Annotated in this window: 14 protein-coding genes; 3 read left to right on the forward strand and 11 right to left on the reverse strand. The window is 26.8% G+C overall.

Annotated features, from left to right (window positions below):
• Positions 1-107: 107 nt before the first annotated feature.
• The 5 genes from IR151_RS12355 to IR151_RS12375 form a co-directional block, all read right to left on the reverse strand.
• On the reverse strand, positions 108-1,238 hold the full coding sequence (locus tag IR151_RS12355; protein ID WP_227434820.1) for an XRE family transcriptional regulator: 1,131 nt from the start codon (positions 1,236-1,238) through the stop codon (positions 108-110).
• Between the two features lie 160 nt (positions 1,239-1,398).
• A complete protein-coding gene (gene msrA / locus IR151_RS12360; protein WP_227434821.1) occupies positions 1,399-2,352 on the reverse strand; it encodes a peptide-methionine (S)-S-oxide reductase MsrA in 954 nt (317 codons plus the stop codon).
• A 191-nt stretch (positions 2,353-2,543) separates the two neighbouring features.
• Positions 2,544-3,455 (reverse strand): patatin-like phospholipase family protein, encoded by a 912-nt coding sequence (locus IR151_RS12365; protein ID WP_227434822.1) that lies wholly within the window; start codon positions 3,453-3,455, stop codon positions 2,544-2,546.
• 373 nt (positions 3,456-3,828) lie between these two features.
• A complete protein-coding gene (hcp, locus tag IR151_RS12370; protein ID WP_227434823.1) occupies positions 3,829-5,421 on the reverse strand; it encodes a hydroxylamine reductase in 1,593 nt (530 codons plus the stop codon).
• 63 nt (positions 5,422-5,484) lie between these two features.
• Positions 5,485-6,213, reverse strand: coding sequence for a 4Fe-4S binding protein (locus IR151_RS12375; protein ID WP_227434824.1), 729 nt, complete (start codon positions 6,211-6,213; stop codon positions 5,485-5,487).
• Positions 6,214-6,376: 163 nt separating this feature from the next.
• Between IR151_RS12375 and IR151_RS12380 the strand changes: the two genes are divergently transcribed.
• On the forward strand, positions 6,377-7,093 hold the full coding sequence (locus tag IR151_RS12380) for a Crp/Fnr family transcriptional regulator (protein ID WP_227434946.1): 717 nt from the start codon (positions 6,377-6,379) through the stop codon (positions 7,091-7,093).
• Between the two features lie 201 nt (positions 7,094-7,294).
• Here IR151_RS12380 and IR151_RS12385 read toward each other — a convergent pair whose 3' ends face one another.
• The 4 genes from IR151_RS12385 to IR151_RS12395 form a co-directional block, all read right to left on the reverse strand.
• On the reverse strand, positions 7,295-8,044 hold the full coding sequence (locus tag IR151_RS12385; protein ID WP_227434825.1) for an amino acid ABC transporter ATP-binding protein: 750 nt from the start codon (positions 8,042-8,044) through the stop codon (positions 7,295-7,297).
• A gap of 132 nt (positions 8,045-8,176) precedes the next feature.
• On the reverse strand, positions 8,177-8,386 hold the full coding sequence (locus IR151_RS12390) for a hypothetical protein (RefSeq protein ID WP_227434826.1): 210 nt from the start codon (positions 8,384-8,386) through the stop codon (positions 8,177-8,179).
• 43 nt (positions 8,387-8,429) lie between these two features.
• Positions 8,430-8,564 carry a hypothetical protein gene (locus IR151_RS20240; protein WP_255606519.1) on the reverse strand — a complete coding sequence of 45 codons (135 nt, stop codon included), beginning with the start codon at positions 8,562-8,564 and terminating at the stop codon, positions 8,430-8,432.
• A gap of 489 nt (positions 8,565-9,053) precedes the next feature.
• Positions 9,054-9,533, reverse strand: a complete 480-nt coding sequence (locus IR151_RS12395; RefSeq protein WP_227434827.1) for a DUF2975 domain-containing protein — start codon at positions 9,531-9,533, stop codon at positions 9,054-9,056.
• A gap of 327 nt (positions 9,534-9,860) precedes the next feature.
• Here IR151_RS12395 and IR151_RS12400 point away from each other — a divergent pair, with 327 nt between their 5' ends.
• Positions 9,861-10,613 (forward strand): AAA family ATPase, encoded by a 753-nt coding sequence (locus IR151_RS12400; protein WP_227434828.1) that lies wholly within the window; start codon positions 9,861-9,863, stop codon positions 10,611-10,613.
• 170 nt (positions 10,614-10,783) lie between these two features.
• Here the strand turns inward: IR151_RS12400 and IR151_RS12405 are convergent, their stop codons facing one another.
• Both IR151_RS12405 and IR151_RS12410 read right to left on the reverse strand, forming a co-directional pair.
• Positions 10,784-11,215: a 4Fe-4S dicluster domain-containing protein gene (locus tag IR151_RS12405; RefSeq protein WP_227434829.1), complete on the reverse strand. Its 432-nt coding sequence runs from the start codon at positions 11,213-11,215 to the stop codon at positions 10,784-10,786.
• A gap of 13 nt (positions 11,216-11,228) precedes the next feature.
• Entirely contained in the window at positions 11,229-13,403 is a 2,175-nt protein-coding gene (locus tag IR151_RS12410) for a molybdopterin-dependent oxidoreductase (protein ID WP_227434830.1), read from the reverse strand.
• 259 nt (positions 13,404-13,662) lie between these two features.
• Between IR151_RS12410 and IR151_RS12415 the strand changes: the two genes are divergently transcribed.
• Positions 13,663-16,851, forward strand: a complete 3,189-nt coding sequence (locus tag IR151_RS12415) for a DEAD/DEAH box helicase (RefSeq protein ID WP_227434831.1) — start codon at positions 13,663-13,665, stop codon at positions 16,849-16,851.
• Positions 16,852-16,966: the final 115 nt, after the last annotated feature.

Consider the following 16,966-nt stretch of genomic DNA (forward strand, 5'->3'; position numbering starts at 1 on the left):
TTTAATATTGAAAGCAGGTAAATTTCTTATGATAAAAAATTATCTTAATAAACCTTAAATTTAAATCATAAATACCTGCTTTTATCTTTCAATATTAAAATATTAATTTATCTTTTCCCATCAAATTTTATAACTTTACTTTTTTTCTTTGTATTTTGAGATAGGAGTCCATTTTTCAATCCCATCAATAATTCTAGGTCTTCTGGATAAAGACTTATTCCTATATCTCCTAAATTTGATACTATATTGTCTGTGTTCATTATTTTGTTTTCTATCAGTAATTCAACTGCTTTTTTTAAATATACTGGACTTACACCCTTCATTTTATCTAATGGTTCTTCTATTAACCATCCTCGTTTATCCATTTCGCTCATAAGATAATTATACTTTTTATAGCTTATCTCACCTAAATTGTATGCTCTAAAAATCATAACAGATATAGGTACAATCCATTTTTGCTTTAGTTCTACATAATAATCTAGGTCTTCTGGATAAACCAAGTCTTCTAAAAAAGTCTCTCTTGGAAGCAAAAATGCACAGGCATATTCATCTGCTAAGAATTGCTTATTTGGTATTCCCAATTGACTTGATATTATATATCCAAGCTCATAGGCTAAATCATAGTTTCTAATTGATGCTGATTTTTTATCATTCCCAAGAGATATTAGATATTTAGTTTCTTTACCTATTCTCTGTTTTTGAGTAAATACGGTTGCTCCTTTTCTATCTACATTCATTCCTGATATTATAATCCCATTAGCCTCTAATAAACTTACCATATTTACTATTGGATTGTTGTTTAAATTCCAAAGTTCTCTAGTCTTATTAGCAAGACTTTCTATATCATTTATATTAACATCCTTAATTAGTTTTCTATTTGGTAAGTTTTCTTTTGGAAATTTTATATAACTTTCCATAAACGAGTATATTTTATGAATGATTATTATTTTTTCTCTATAAGAAATTTCCTCCACTCTAGGAAGTTTAGATTGAGGATTAAAATGACTATCTTCCACAATAACATTTATACTTTCGTTTTTATAAAAATACTCTTTTGGGAAGTTTAATATATTTGATAATTTTAATGCATTTTCAATATTTGGAACATACTTATTTTCTTCAAAAGCTTGTAAATCTTTTTTATTTATTTTAGTTTCTTTAGATAACTGCTCTAGAGTTTTAGCTCTAAAAACTCTAGCTGATTTTAATCTTTTTCCATTAAAGTCTTTTAAATTCATTTGTTTTCTCTCTTTCAAAAATTAAATTCTTTAGTCATACAAATATAAATTATAACATTACAATTAATAATTTATCATATTATTGGCAAAAAAACAAAAGATGAAAACATAAATTTATATTTCCATCTCTAATCTGAATATATGATATAACTAGTTTTAATTATTTAAAAAGCTCTAAATATTCTCCATATCCTAATTCTTCCATGTCTTTTTTAGGTATAAACTTAAGAGAAGCAGAATTTATACAATACCTTAAACCTCCAAGTTCCTTTGGCCCATCATCAAAAACATGACCTAGATGAGAATTTCCTTTAGCACTTCTTACTTCAACCCTATACATGCCTTGTGAAAAATCACTTCTTTCAATTATAGACTTATCTATAACTGGCTTTGCAAAGCTAGGCCATCCACATCCTGCATCAAATTTATCCTTTGAAGAAAATAAAACCTCTCCACTTACTATATCCACATAGATACCTTCTTCATTATTATCATAATATTCATTTTCAAAAGGTACTTCTGTCATGTCATTTTGAGTAACTTCAAATTGAATAGGAGTTAAAGTCTTTTTTAACGCTTCCCTATCTACATTATTTCCATCCCAATAACTTTTTACAAAATTATATCTTCCTGAACCTTTATAATACATATTATAATTTAATGGTCTTTTTTTATAATAATCTTGATGATTTTCTTCTGCTTCGTAAAATTTAGTTGCTGGAATTATTTCAGTAACTATTTTACTATCAAATATTTTACTATTTTCTAAGTTTTCTTTTGACTTCAAAGCTGTATTTTTTTGCTCTTCATCATGATAAAATATAGCAGTTTTATATTGAGTTCCTCTATCACCAAATTGTCCACCATCATCCGTAGGATTAATTTGTTTCCAAAATATATTTAAAAGTTCATCATAACTTATTATGTTATCATCATAAGTTATTTGAATAGCTTCAACATGGCCAGTTGTTCCTGAACATACTTCTTGATATGTAGGATTTTCAACATGACCAGCTGTGTATCCAGAAACTACTTTTATAACCCCATCATATTTATCAAAAGGTTTTACCATACACCAAAAACACCCACCTGCAAAAGTAGCAAGTTTTATCATTTTCATCACTCCTTAAAAAAATTATATTTTATTTATTCCCTAAGAAGTAACTTAATAATCTTGTATTTTATTATTTTTTACTTTATTTAGAAAATACTATATGATATTAAGGTATTTAAAATTGCAAAATGTTTTATCAAAATTATAAACTATAAAAATTTTTTACTTATAAATATAATGAAAAACTATACCTAATTTTTATAAAAACCTTTTTTATTTATCCATTCAAATGCATCTTTTATATCACAGTTTTCACCTAGAGATATTAAATATTCTAGTGAATCACAATCATCCATAGCTACCTCTCTCTCCATTTTAGGATTTAACCTATAGTAATTATCTCCAAGAAGTTTTTGAGAAAATAATTGACTCATTTGAGAGTTCCCTTCTAGTGTAACAGATATAATTGGTAAGTCTGGCTCCTTATTGATTATCCAGTCAATAGCTCCCCATTCAGTTGTATCTGTCTTTATACTATTATATACATATCCAGTCCCTATAGAAAAAAGTCTGGTATTTTTATAATTTAGCTTAAGTCCACTGTCAATTGAATAAACTATACATGCTAAACTTGGGTCAGTTGCTATTATACCACCATCAACATGACAATTATAGGTTGGAAAGAATACTGGTGCAGCACTACTTGCCATTGCTACATCCACAACTTTACTAGTTTTATTAAGAGAATTTGGCATATTATTATAAAATACAGGCTTCCATGAATGTTCTTCATTACCTATATAAAAGCTTGGTACCATGACTAATTTACTTAAATCTTTCAATTCTAAGTCTTCTGGAAATATACTTAGTAAAATTTCCTTTAAATTTTTATTTTCATACTTTGGTCTGAGCATTTCTGCATAACTTTTGTTGAAAATATACTTTGAATTTTCAATTGAATAGAGAGTCTTTATCTCTTTAGGGCTTACACCATATGCAAGCCCTAATGCAATCAAACTGCCTGTAGATGTTCCTCCAAACATATTTATGTTATTTAACAAACTTGGATACTCCTCTACTATTCTCTCAAGTATGGATATACTTAATGCTCCCTTTAATCCACCACCATCGAATGTTAATATATTAAAATTCGAATTTTTCATATATACATACCCCCATATAAAATGCCTTATATATTTTAAATTTTAGTTAAAATAATTACACTATAATATATATATATTATGCAAATTCTATATTACAAAGTTCCTCTTTCTATAATTAAATTCAGTATCCTGCACTATTAAAACTATACTTTTTATTTGTTTGTACTATACACATATTTTAAGTATTATAAGTTTAAAAGTATGATTTATTATAAATAATTGATTAAAATAATATATACTTTAGTAATAGACCATAAAAATATAAATAAGGGTTGACCTTATACAAAGCCACCCCTTATTTATGTTAATTATAATTAATCTTAATAATACTTCGATTATAAAATTTATACCTTATCAGCTAAGTGTATTCTCTTTATCCTAATATTTTTTTCATATCTTCTTCTGGAGTAGATATAGGAGTTAAAGCAAATTTCTCAACCAATATATTCAATACATTTTCAGACAAGAACGCTGGTAAAGAAGGTCCTATATAGATATTTTTTATACCTAAGTAAAGCAATGTAAGAAGTACACAAACAGCTTTTTGTTCATACCATGATAGAACTATGCTAAGAGGTAATTCATTTACATCACATTCAAAAGCATTTGCCAATGAAATAGCCACTTGAATTGCACTGTAAGTATCATTACATTGTCCCATATCCATTAAACGTGGTAAACCACCTATTTCTCCAAGATTTAAATCATTAAATCTATATTTTCCACATGCAAGAGTCAATATAACAGTGTCTTCAGGAGCTTGTTTTACAAATTCAGTATAATAATTTCTTCCAGGTTTTGCACCATCACAACCACCAACTAATAAAAAGTGTCTTATGGCACCATTTTTTACAGCTTCTACTACTGTATCTTGTACAGATGAAACTGTTCCTCTTGCAAAACCAGTAGTTAGCATATCACCTCCATTTATTCCAGTCATATGCATATCTTCTTTATATCCTCCAAGTTCAAGTGCTTTTTCTATTACACTAGAAAAATCTTTATCTTCTCCAATATGAACCATACCAGGATAAGCAACCACTTCTGTAGTGAATACTCTATCTCTATAACTATCCTTAACAGGCATTAAACAGTTTGTCGTAAATAGTATTGAAGCAGGTATATTGTCAAATTCTTTTTGTTGATTTTGCCATGCTGTACCAAAATTTCCTTTTAAGTGCTTATATTCTTTTAATTTTGGATATGCATGTGCTGGTAATAATTCTCCATGAGTGTATATGTTTATTCCCTTATCTTTTGTTTGCTCTAGCAATTTGTGTAAATCATAAAGGTCATGCCCTGTAACTACAATAAATGGACCTTTTTCAATTTTCATAGGTACTTGAGTTGGCTCTGGTGTTCCATAAGTTTCGGTATTTGCTCTATCAAGTAATTCCATACATTTTAAGTTTATTTCCCCAGTTTTCATTACAAATCCTAAAAGTTCATCACTAGATAAATCTTCTCCAACTGCTATTAACCCTTCGTAGAAAAAGTCATTCACTTCTTTATCTGTATATCCAAGTACCATTGCATGATAAGCATAAGCAGCCATCCCTCTTAATCCAAATAAAATTAATGATTTTAATGAACGTATATCTTCATTATCATTCCATAAATTCTTCATATCATAGTTATCATTTCTACTACAAGTTGTTGAGCAATCTGAACATCTAGGTACAAGTTCACTTTTTGCTAGTTCAGTTTTTTCAATTTGTCTTTTTATAGCTTCATCATCAAAACTTACATTTGTTACAGTAGTAAACAATCCTTCTATCATAACTTTATCTGTTTCTCTTGTTGGTCTATTTTTATTTCCAACAGTTGCTCTTGAAAGTCCAATTAATACTCCTGTAAGTTCATCTTGTAAATTAGCTGTTCCCCCTTTTTTACCACAAGCTCCATTTATAGTACATCCTTTACCACCAACTGTCTGTTCACATTGAAAACAAAACATATTCTCCATCTTTTATTCCTCCCATTTAATTTTATTTATTAAAATTTATTAAATTGTTTACGATTTACTTAATTAGATTTCTCCATCTACTATTTTCCCATCTACAGATATAGTAATTACTTGCCATGGTATCATCTTTCCACTATTTTGTAGGGCTGTTTTAACTGCATTTACGATACCACCACAACAAGGTACCTCCATACGTGTTACCACTATATTTTTAATATCATTTAATCTTAAAATTTCTGTAAGTTTTTCAGCATAATCAACTTCATCAAGTTTAGGGCAACCAATTAATGTAACCTTATTTTTCATAAATTTATTATGGAAATTTCCATATGCATATGCTGTACAGTCTGCTGCTATTAAAAGACTTGCATTCTTTAAATATGATGCATTAGCAGGTACTAGTTTTATTTGCACTGGCCACTGATTAAGCTGAGACTCTTGTGCCTCCATTACTATATTGTTATTTGTAGATATAGTATCTAAATCTTGTCTTTTTATAGACTTAGACTGAGAACCTGGACATCCACATGCTAAATTTTCTTTTTGTGCTCTCTTTGCTTCCATATTTGCTTTTACTGCTTCTTCATCATATTCTGCAGCCTCTCTATTTTCAAATGAAATTGCATTCGTTGGACAAGTTGGTAAACAATCTCCTAAACCATCGCAATAATCGTCTCTTAAAAGTTTTGCTTTTCCATTTACCATACCTATAGCTTCTTCATGACAAGCTTCAACACATAATCCACAACCATTACATTTTTCTTCATTAATTTTAATTATTTTTCTAATCATTTATATCACCTCATAAAATTTTTTTGTTTAAAATACTACTTTACTAGATATTTATTTTTAAGACATAGGTCTTTTTTATTTTAGATTTTTGTATCAGGATTTTTATATCTCCTTGCTTTTATAAATTTAGTATAGTACAATGAAAAGAAATTATCGGTTGCATATGCAACAAGGAAGTGATTATTTGAAAAAATTTTTAGAAAAACATATAAATCTATTAAGAAGGATTTCTCTGTTTGAAGGGATTAAAGATGATGAACTTGAAGCAATGTTAGAATGTTTGGGTGTTACTGATAAGACTTATCCAAAAGATGACATAATATTTTCTGTAGGAAATGAAGTGACTTCTATTGGAATTATGCTTAAGGGAAGTGCACACATAATAAAAGAAGATATTGAAGGTAATAGAAATATTGTGGCTGAACTTTTACCTGGTGATTTATTTGGAGAGGTATTTGCTTGCACTAGACTACATAAAAGTACTGTAACAGTAGTGACAACATCTTCATGTGAAGTTCTATTTATAAAGTTTAAAAGTGTGACTGGTATTTGCTCGTCTACATGTGAATTTCACAATAGACTTGTTGAAAATATGTTACAATTAATAGCTGAAAAAAATATTTTACTTCATAACAAAATAGAGTTGCTTTCTTGTAAAACAACTCGTGAAAAATTGCTCATGTACTTTTCAAATCAAATAGAGAGAACAGGTAACTATAAGTTTACAATCCCTTTTTCAAGAAATGAAATGGCTGACTTTTTATGTGTTGATAGAAGTTCTATGTCAAGAGAACTTGGAAAAATGAGAGATGAAGGTCTATTATCTTTTAACAAAAATAAGTTTGAAATCTTTTGTTTCCAAAATAAGTTTGATATTTAAACTTATATGATTCAATACACATAATTTTAATTAATTCAAATTATAGGCATTACGTCTAAATCTAGAATTTATATTTTTACTCAAAAAGTTAATAGATATCTTAATTATATAAATTAAGATATCTATTAATTTTGTATGTTAATTAGCTTACTTTTATGAAAGTATCTCATATGTCTTAAGACATACTTCAATTATATGTTTTTAATTAAATACTTCTTCTTTCCTAATAATATTTAAAAATTTTGCCGTTCTTTCATTTTTTGGATTATTAAATATTTCATCAGGAGTTCCTTCTTCAGCTATCACACCATTATCCATAAATATAATTTTATCAGCAACTTCTTTTGCAAAATTTATTTCGTGAGTCACAATAAGCATTGTTATTCCATCTTTTGCAAGCGATTTTATAACACTTAAAACTTCTCCAACAAGTTCTGGGTCAAGTGCAGATGTTGGTTCATCAAATAATATTACATTTGGATTTACTGCCATCGCTCTAGCTATACCTATTCTTTGTTGCTGACCTCCAGATAACTTTGATGGATAAAAATCTTTTCTATCTAACATCCCAACTTTTTCTATTAATTTTATCGAAATTTCTCTAGCTTCTTGTTTACTCTTTTTATGTACCGCTATCAATGCTTCCATTACATTTTCTAATGCTGTTTTATTTTTAAATAGGTTATAATTTTGGAATACCATAGATGTATGTTTTCTTAAATTTGCTATATCCTTTTTTGTTGCTTTTTCTACATCTACTTTTACATCTCCAATCATTATTTTTCCTTTTGTAGGCTCAACTAAATAATTTAAACATCTAAGTAACGTAGATTTACCTGTTCCAGATGGACCAAGTATAGCTACTACTTCACTTTGATTTATTTCTAAATTTATACCTTTAAGAACTTCTGTACCTTTAAAACTTTTATGTAAATTCTCTACTTTTATCATCAGTATCCACCTTTTTTAATAAATATAATAGACTAATCATATATTTGATACTAAAATTAATATGTTAATTTGAAATCTAAAAATAACTTAGTCATTTTATTTTTAAATAGAATATATTCTTATAATTATAATCTAACATTGACAAAGATAATCTACTGCAAGTTGTGCAAATAATGAAGATGCTGTGCTTAAACATTTTTCATCTATATTAAACTTGTTATTATGAAGTCTGTAATTTATATTTTTTTCTTTATTTCCTACCCCTATATACATAAATAAACTAGGTCTTTCCTTCATATAAATAGCAAAATCTTCACCTGTCATTGCTGAAAAATCAATCATTTCAATATTTTCATCTCCAAGTATTTTTAAAGCACTTTTTCTTCTAAGATAATAACGCTACTATCGTTCCTATAATTAATGAAAATATCAGTGAGCTTATTGCTAAAATCACAGTTACATTGAATGATTTCATTATTATTTGAAATAATTCCAAAAAATATTTCATGTTAAAAATCATAAAATAAGTCCCCCTCACTTAATGTTGTTTTTTGCAAACTTTTGTCACATATTAAATTATAATAGAATTTTATTTATTTTTCCAATAGAAAAAAACTATTTCCTTACCCACTTATATAGCCCTTTTTAATATCAAATTTATTTAATATAATTGGGCTGTCTAACTCGTTTTTATAAAATTAAAACATATGAAAAAGTTGTAATATAGATATTTACATATCATTACTGCTATTGCAAATCAACCTCCGTGGAAGACTGTATATTAATCAATAAAAAATTAGATACGAAAAAATTTAGTAAAGAATTAAATATATCTCGTGTATCATTTACTTCAGAAGAATTATTATGGATGTAGTGATGGAACGAATACTGGATATATTAAAATAAAGACTGAGTATATATTAAATATTTTATTACCATATACTAAACATAAATATAGAGTTATCGAAACATCATGTCTAAATTTACTATAATTGACATAGTGTGCCTCCTAAATAATTAAATCATTATCTTCTTTTATCTTTATTGCCTTCTTAAATCCGTCTGAAATCACAAAACTCATAAGAGCAACCACAAAATATACAAGAGTTGGGACTGTGAAGTAAAATCCGAATCCTAAATCTAGGAACCTCATTCCTGTTCCAGTAGTACCGAAAGTTGAACTAAATTCTATAACAGAATTTAAAAGTAAAAGATAGCCAATAAGTCTAAATCTTTTTGCATTTTCATTTATGAATAAGCTATATTCAGAACTATTTAATATTTCTAACAATGACTTTACTATAATAAAATATGATACAACCAAAGAAAACCTTAACATACCAGATATAAAACTTTGTATAGTTGCTTCACCACTAAAACAAATATAACTAAAGCCTTTAATTCCTCCTACAGAAAGTACTAATGCTAAAAGAAAAAATAAAATTTGTAATATACCATTTAATAGATTTTTTATAAATTTATCAGACACTATATCAACTCCTTTAAAATATTTTATATATTATATACTACATCATACAATATCGTTTTTCAATATTTTTTTTATAATAAAAGATATATTTTTATTGTTAAAAATATAAAATATTTTAATTTCCTAAGTAAATATTTTAAGAGTAATTAAAATTATCTGTTGTTAGTGTAAGGTTTCTGATAATTAACACTATGAATATCTATATCTAGATTCCAATTTAAAAATTATTAATATCTATATTAAAATTTATTAGATAAAAACCTAAATATAGTCACTAATTTTAAGTTATAATAAGTATATTAAAATCAATAAAAGGGAGTTTTAAATTTGAATGCTGAAAAAATAAATCAATATATTAGGTCAGTTAAACTAAACAGAAAAGGTATACATAGTATAAATGAATATCCATTTAATCTACCAATAGTAAAAAACTTATATCAACTTGAGTTTCATAAAAACGTAACTTTTATAATTGGTGAAAATGGAAGTGGAAAATCAACATTATTAGAAGCAATAGCTATTGAATATGGATTCAACCCTGAAGGTGGTACAAAAAACTTTGGCTTTAGTACTTATAATAGCCACTCTGAACTTCATAAATATATAACAATCACAAAAGGACCTAAAAAACCTAAGCAAAATTTTTTCTTGAGAGCTGAATCTTTTTATAATGTAGCTACTGCAATAGATAAAGCTTCTAGGTTTTCGTCAGGAGTAAAAACTATAAACTATTATGGAGGAGTATCATTGCATGAACAATCTCATGGTGAATCATTCTTCTCATTATTTATTCATAAATTTTCTAAAGAAGGAATATATATATTAGATGAACCAGAGGCAGCACTTTCACCTGCTAGACAGATGGCTTTTATAACAAGATTACACGAATTAGTAACCCAAAATTGCCAATTCATCATAGCAACACACTCACCCATATTAATTTGTTATCCTAATTCAATCATCTATGAAATAAATGAGAATGGCATTAATAAAGTTAAATGCGAAGATAGTGAAAATTATCAACTTACTCAAGATTTTTTAAATCATAAAGAAAAATTCTTAAACATGTTAATTGATTAGTAATCCATAAGACAAACTTTTTAAAATAAAAATTTAAACTTCTAACTATCTCAATTTTTTATTTTATAAGTATATACATAAAAAGACTATATTAAATTAGTTATAATACAAATTTAATGTAGTCTTTTACAAAGTTCATTTTACATCTTAGTATAAATTATAATTTATAATTAATCTACTTCCATATTAAACTTTAATGCTCCTGTAGGACATACCATTACACAAGGTGCATCCATACCCCACTCATTTCGTTCAACACAACCATTACACTTGTTTGCTTTACCATCATTTCCATAAATCAAAGCTCCATATTCACAAGTTTTTTCACAAAGTTTACATCCTATACAATCTTGATTATCTAATATGACAAATTTATTTTCTTTTTTAAAACAATCTTTAGGACATACATCTACACATTTTGCTTCATCACAATGAACACATGATAATGAAAAATATTCTACCTTTTCTTTTTCTTCCACTGTAAATACATGTCTAAAAAATTCACCATTATCTATGTCATTATCATTTTGGTCTATACAAGCAAGCAAACAAGCCCCACATGCTGTACATAACTCTTTATTGAATTCAAATAAACTTTTCATTATATCCCCCCAATTATTTATTCACTTTTTCAATCTTACACTTACAACTTCTATATGCAGGGAATCCACTATAAGGGTCAAAATTATCACAGATGATACTATTTACATCAGCTTCTCTATATCCATGATACATATGTATGTTTTTATATAAAACTCTATCAGTAACATTGACCTTGACATTCAAACTTCCTATTTTAGTAGTTATTTTTATATAATCTCCATTATTAATACCTAAGTCTTTTGCATCTAAACTAGAAATGTCACAACTAGCCTCATTTTTTAATATTCTCGAAAGCTTAACATCATGAAGTCTTGAGTGTAATGCATTTGGAATTCTTGCACCTGATGTTAATAGGTAATTATACTCATCTATATCATCATTAAATTCTTTGTATGTTGGTAATGTATCTAATCCAAAATCTTTATATTTTTCAATAATTGTAGATTTTAATTCAAACTTAGATGTACTAGTATCATAACCTTCCATTGTATACGAACCTACCTCATATGATTTAAAATCTTTACATTTCAATGGTGAATCACTTTCTTTAAGTTCATCTACATCTACACAAGTTCCTTTAAACATATGTCTTATACTTGCTTCATAACCTGCTTTTAAGAAATCATCATCTATGTCCATAACATTTGCTAAGTCAGAAAGTATTTCTACATCTGATTTTGAATCATATAATGTATCAATTACTTTTTTCGTATATGTAATATATCCACCTGGATAACTCTTACATTCTTCTCTTTCAAAAGATGTGCATGCAGGTAAAAGTATATCTGCATATTTTGATGCATCTGTCATAAATAAATCTATATTGACAAAGAAATCTACAGTGTTTAGAGCGTTAAAAAGCCTACCTGAATTAGGAAACATTCTAGCATTTATACCATGACAAAACAATGCTTTTATTTCATAAGGTGTCTTTTCTTCTATTTGTCGAGTTAAATCCATAGCTTGAAATTGATTTACCATTTCATTCCAAAGAGGAAATCTTTCCCCACCAATTCTTTCATTTATATTTTTAGGTAGCACTTCTTTTACAAACTCTTTTTCTAATGTTTGAAATCCTCCTACCTTACCAGCAAAATAATCTTGTTTTGGTATGTTACCTCCAATTTTATCATAATTACCTGTTATAGCAGATAGAGACATCATTGCCCTATAATTTTGAAATCCATTTTGGTGATGAACTACTGGAGCAGCACTTTCATTTATACAAAATGGACCTTTCGATAACATCTCTACAGCTTTTACTATATCATCTTTAGAAACCCCTGTAATTTTGTTGACAGTATCTAAATCAAATAATTTTACATATTCCTTGTATTCATCAAACCCATGTACATGTTTTTCTATGTATTCTTTATCTATCAAATCTTTTTCTATAAATAAATTAGCCATTCCTAGAGCTAAAGCTCCATCAGTACCAGGCTTAACTCTCAAGTGCAAATCTGATATTTTTTGAGTTGTTGGTGTTATCCTAGGGTCTACAATTATAAATTTTAAACCTTTTTCCTTTAGTTTACTTAAATTTACACTATTTAAAAATTTAGAGTAGTATGGATTAAACCCCCAACCTAAATAAGTATTTGCATTTTCCATATCCTGCATTGTAAAATTTCTCCCAGTTGCAACATTTCCAGCCATCTGTGCTGATGTTGAACAGGAGCTTGATTCTGTACCATAATTAGGAGAACCAAATGAAGATGCAAACCTTTGTAAAAACGGTCTATACCACTTTCCATACCCTGTAAAAAATGCTACATGTTTTGCTCCATATTCGTCTTTTATTTTATTTAATTTTCCCCCTATTTCACTATAAGCTTCTTCCCATGATATTGGCTTAAACTTTCCTTCACCTCTTTTTCCAATCCTCTTCAGTGGTGTTTTTATTCTATCTTCTCGATACATATATTCTCTATTACAAAGCCCCTTTGTACACAACAACCCTCTGTTCATTGGATGCTCTTTTGTTCCTTCTATTTTTATTACTTTGCCATCTTTGACATATGCATCAATTCCACAATGAATTCCTGGAGAACAAATATCACATAAAGTCTTCTTTATTTCTATTCCTGTTTCCTTACATGGTATCTTAGCCTTAATCAATTTATAACTATCCATATCAATATCTTCCTTTCCCAATGATAAATATAAAACACTATAATTATTATACATTCTTTTAATTTAAATATCATAAACTTAAAATATGTTTTTAATAATTAAATTTTATATACATTTATAAACTACTTAAATCATTATTTTTCACTCCTAGTTTACAGGAGATTACAATAAAAATCTAATAGCAAATTGTTATTTATATATATTTTGCAATAGATAAAAGCTATTTATATATGCTTTAATTTAAACACTGTATTTAGAGTGTAAATTGAATAGATTTAGATTATAATATATACAGTGAGGTAAGGTGAATAAAATGAAAATAGATATGATATATAAATTAATCAAAAGAAATACAGAACCATCAAGATGGTCAAGAGGTATAAAATACTATAGTAATCAATTAGTTGATTATATAGACATTGATATTGATGACTTACAAAATAACTTGCTAACATTTCGTGGTGGAGTCAATTCTGAGGATAATTATAGCTTTTATTTTAATTCAATAACAATAGATATAAAACACTTTAAAATAATTGAAAGTGACTGTAGTTGTGTTGATTGTCAATCAAATATTACAAATCGAGGCATCTTTATATGTAAACATCTAGTTGCTATTGTGATAAAAAGCCTAAAGCAAATAAAAAGTAAAAATGACATTCCTCCTGTTCTAATAGATATATTAGATGATGATAAAGATAAACTTTCTAAGACTGATTCTAAAGTCGGCTTGGACTTAAGTAAACAACTACTTTCTTTTTTAAATGATACTAAAAAAGAAAGAGTCAATTTAGATGTATTATTAAACATTGATTCAAACAAAGCAATTGCTGAGTTTAAAATTGGAATCGATAAAATGTATGTTTTAAAAAATATCACTGAATTTGCATATTCAAAACTTAATGGATATGAATTGGAGTTTGGAAAAAAATTTATTTATAATCCTAACATCCATTATTTTGCTGATGAAGATGAGAAGTTAATAGATATGATAGAAGAATATGGAACAAATCTTTCATATAATTTTTCTTCGTCATACTCAAAAAAGTTCATGGAAATAAATATGAGTTCTCTGAAACAATTTTTGAATGCTCTTAAGGACAAGGATTTTACTCTAATTTTTTCTAAGAAAGAATATCATCCAAAAGTATCAAGTGATATTTTACCAATAAAATTTAATTTTAAAAATATAGAAGATAAAATTGTCTTATCCTCCAAAGACTTACTACCTGTTCCACTTAGTAGAAAAGGTGATGTACTTTTATATGAGAATAATATCTACTTATTGTCTCATAAAAAGGCTCGAGATTATTCAAAAATCTATCAAGTATTATCAAAATCTAAGGAATTAAAATTTGATAAAGAAGACTCTAAAGATGTTTTAGGGCTATTAGTGCCTAAATTAAAGTCAATATCCAAAGAAGTTTATTTGGATGAAAACATAAAAAATAATATAGCAAATAATTTTGAAACAGAGTTTTACTTTGATATAATTGATGGCAATGTATGTTGCGACATAAAGTATATCTATGATGATGAAAGTGGTAAAAAATTTATACTTCCCAATATACAAAAGGAGGCTAAAATTGAAAATAAAATGCTTTCTTCACAATTTGTAAAAGAAAATAACAGATATACATTTAAAGGAACTGACTATGACCTATTTACATTTTTAGATTCACAGTTAGAATCTTTAAAGGAATTTGGAGATATCTATTATTCTGAAAAGTTTAAATTGAAGAAAATATATAATTCTTCATCAATTCAAGCTTCAATTAATCAAACTAATCAAAATTATCTAGAATTTAATTTTAATATATCTGATATAAATCCAAAAGAGTACAAAGATATTCTAAAAGCTCTCCAAGAAAAACGTACTTTTTATAAGCTAAAAGATGGAAGTTTTATAGACTTATCAGAAAAAGAAACTAAAGATTTTTTTGAACTGGTTGAAAATTTGGATGTAATTGATAAATCAAAAGATAATAAAATTCATAATAATAAAGCTCTATATATAAATGAAATGATAAAAGGTAAAGATTTAAAATTTATAACTGGTAAAAATGAATTAGAAAATACATGTGCTAAATTTAGAAATTTTAATGTTATAAATTCAGAAATTCCAAGTAATTTAAAAGCAAATCTACGTGACTACCAAATAAATGGTTTTAATTGGTTTAAAGTTTTAGATTTTTATAAATTTGGTGGTATATTAGCTGATGAAATGGGTCTTGGAAAAACAATACAAACTATTACATTTTTACTATCTGTATTCAATAAAAAAAGTATTATTGTTACGCCAACATCACTTATTTATAATTGGAAAAATGAATTTGAAAAATTTGCTCCAGATATAAAAGTTCTATTGATACATGGAAATAAAAAAGATAGAGAAAAGTGCTTTAGAGAAATAAACGATTTTAATGTAGTCCTTACAACATATGGTACTCTTAGAAATGACTTAGAAAAATATAATGAAATAATTTTTGATTATTGTGTAATAGATGAGGCTCAAAACATTAAAAATCCAGTGGCTTTAGTAACAGAAGCTGTAAAAAATATAAATGCAAAAAATAAATTTGCACTTACTGGTACACCTATGGAAAACAATTTAGTAGAGTTATGGTCTATATTTGATTTTATAATGCCTGGATATTTATATAGTAGAGGAAAATTTCAAGAGTTATTTATAAATAAAGAAGATAATGTTGAAAATTTAAAAAGACTTATAAAGCCTTTTATTCTTAGAAGAAGTAAAAAAGAAGTAATGAAAGAACTCCCAGACAAGATTGAGAAAAACTTTTTTGTTGAATTAAATAAGGAACAGAAAAAAATATATAGTGTGTATGCAAAAGATATACAAGATAAAATGAAAGATAAAAATCTTAAGAAAGATAAAATAGTTATTTTCTCTTATTTAACTAAACTAAGACAGCTTTGTTTAGACCCAAGTATAGTGGTAAAAGATTATAATAAAAAAAGTTCAAAAATAGAAACATGTCTAGAAATACTTAGAGATAGTATAAATGAAAATCACAAGATATTATTATTTTCACAATTTACATCTGTCCTTAAAAATATAGGCAAGGAACTTGATAAGTGTAAAATTGCATATCACTATATAGATGGTAAAACTAATGCTAAAGAAAGGCTTGAACTTGTAGATAAATTTAATAATAGTACTGACAAAAAAGTTTTTTTAATATCTTTAAAGGCAGGTGGTACAGGATTAAATCTTACAACTGCTGATATTGTAATTCACTTTGACCCATGGTGGAATCCATCAGTAGAAAATCAAGCTAGTGACAGAGCTCATAGATTCGGTCAAAAAAATGTAGTACAAGTTATAAAGTTAATTGCTAAAGGCACTATAGAAGAAAAGATAATAAAATTACAAGAAAATAAAAAAGAGCTTATAAATCAATTTATAAATGGAGAGCTTTCTAACGAAGGTGTATTAAGAAGTTTATCTGATAGTGAGATAATGGACTTGTTTAATTGAAGGTAAGATATATAGTAAGTAAAAATAAAATACTACTATGTTATTTGTAATTGATAAACAGGAGTTTCCTAAAATATAGGAGACTCCATAATATCTTAAGCTTTGCAAATTATAT

The organism is Clostridioides sp. ES-S-0006-03, assembly GCF_020662275.1.
In the GTDB taxonomy this organism is placed as follows: domain Bacteria; phylum Bacillota; class Clostridia; order Peptostreptococcales; family Peptostreptococcaceae; genus Clostridioides.

Bases quoted from the DNA above. Each gene is read 5' to 3' on its own strand.
- IR151_RS12355 (WP_227434820.1), bottom strand. From the start codon at position 1,238: ATGAATTTAAAAGACTTTAATGGAAAAAGATTAAAATCAGCTAGAGTT.
- msrA (WP_227434821.1), bottom strand. From the start codon at position 2,352: ATGATAAAACTTGCTACTTTTGCAGGTGGGTGTTTTTGGTGTATGGTA.
- IR151_RS12365 (WP_227434822.1), bottom strand. From the start codon at position 3,455: ATGAAAAATTCGAATTTTAATATATTAACATTCGATGGTGGTGGATTA.
- hcp (WP_227434823.1), bottom strand. From the start codon at position 5,421: ATGGAGAATATGTTTTGTTTTCAATGTGAACAGACAGTTGGTGGTAAA.
- IR151_RS12375 (WP_227434824.1), bottom strand. From the start codon at position 6,213: ATGATTAGAAAAATAATTAAAATTAATGAAGAAAAATGTAATGGTTGT.
- IR151_RS12380 (WP_227434946.1), top strand. From the start codon at position 6,377: ATGCAACAAGGAAGTGATTATTTGAAAAAATTTTTAGAAAAACATATA.
- IR151_RS12385 (WP_227434825.1), bottom strand. From the start codon at position 8,044: ATGATAAAAGTAGAGAATTTACATAAAAGTTTTAAAGGTACAGAAGTT.
- IR151_RS12390 (WP_227434826.1), bottom strand. From the start codon at position 8,386: ATGATTGATTTTTCAGCAATGACAGGTGAAGATTTTGCTATTTATATG.
- IR151_RS20240 (WP_255606519.1), bottom strand. From the start codon at position 8,564: ATGATTTTTAACATGAAATATTTTTTGGAATTATTTCAAATAATAATG.
- IR151_RS12405 (WP_227434829.1), bottom strand. From the start codon at position 11,215: ATGAAAAGTTTATTTGAATTCAATAAAGAGTTATGTACAGCATGTGGG.
- IR151_RS12410 (WP_227434830.1), bottom strand. From the start codon at position 13,403: ATGTATAATAATTATAGTGTTTTATATTTATCATTGGGAAAGGAAGAT.
- IR151_RS12415 (WP_227434831.1), top strand. From the start codon at position 13,663: ATGAAAATAGATATGATATATAAATTAATCAAAAGAAATACAGAACCA.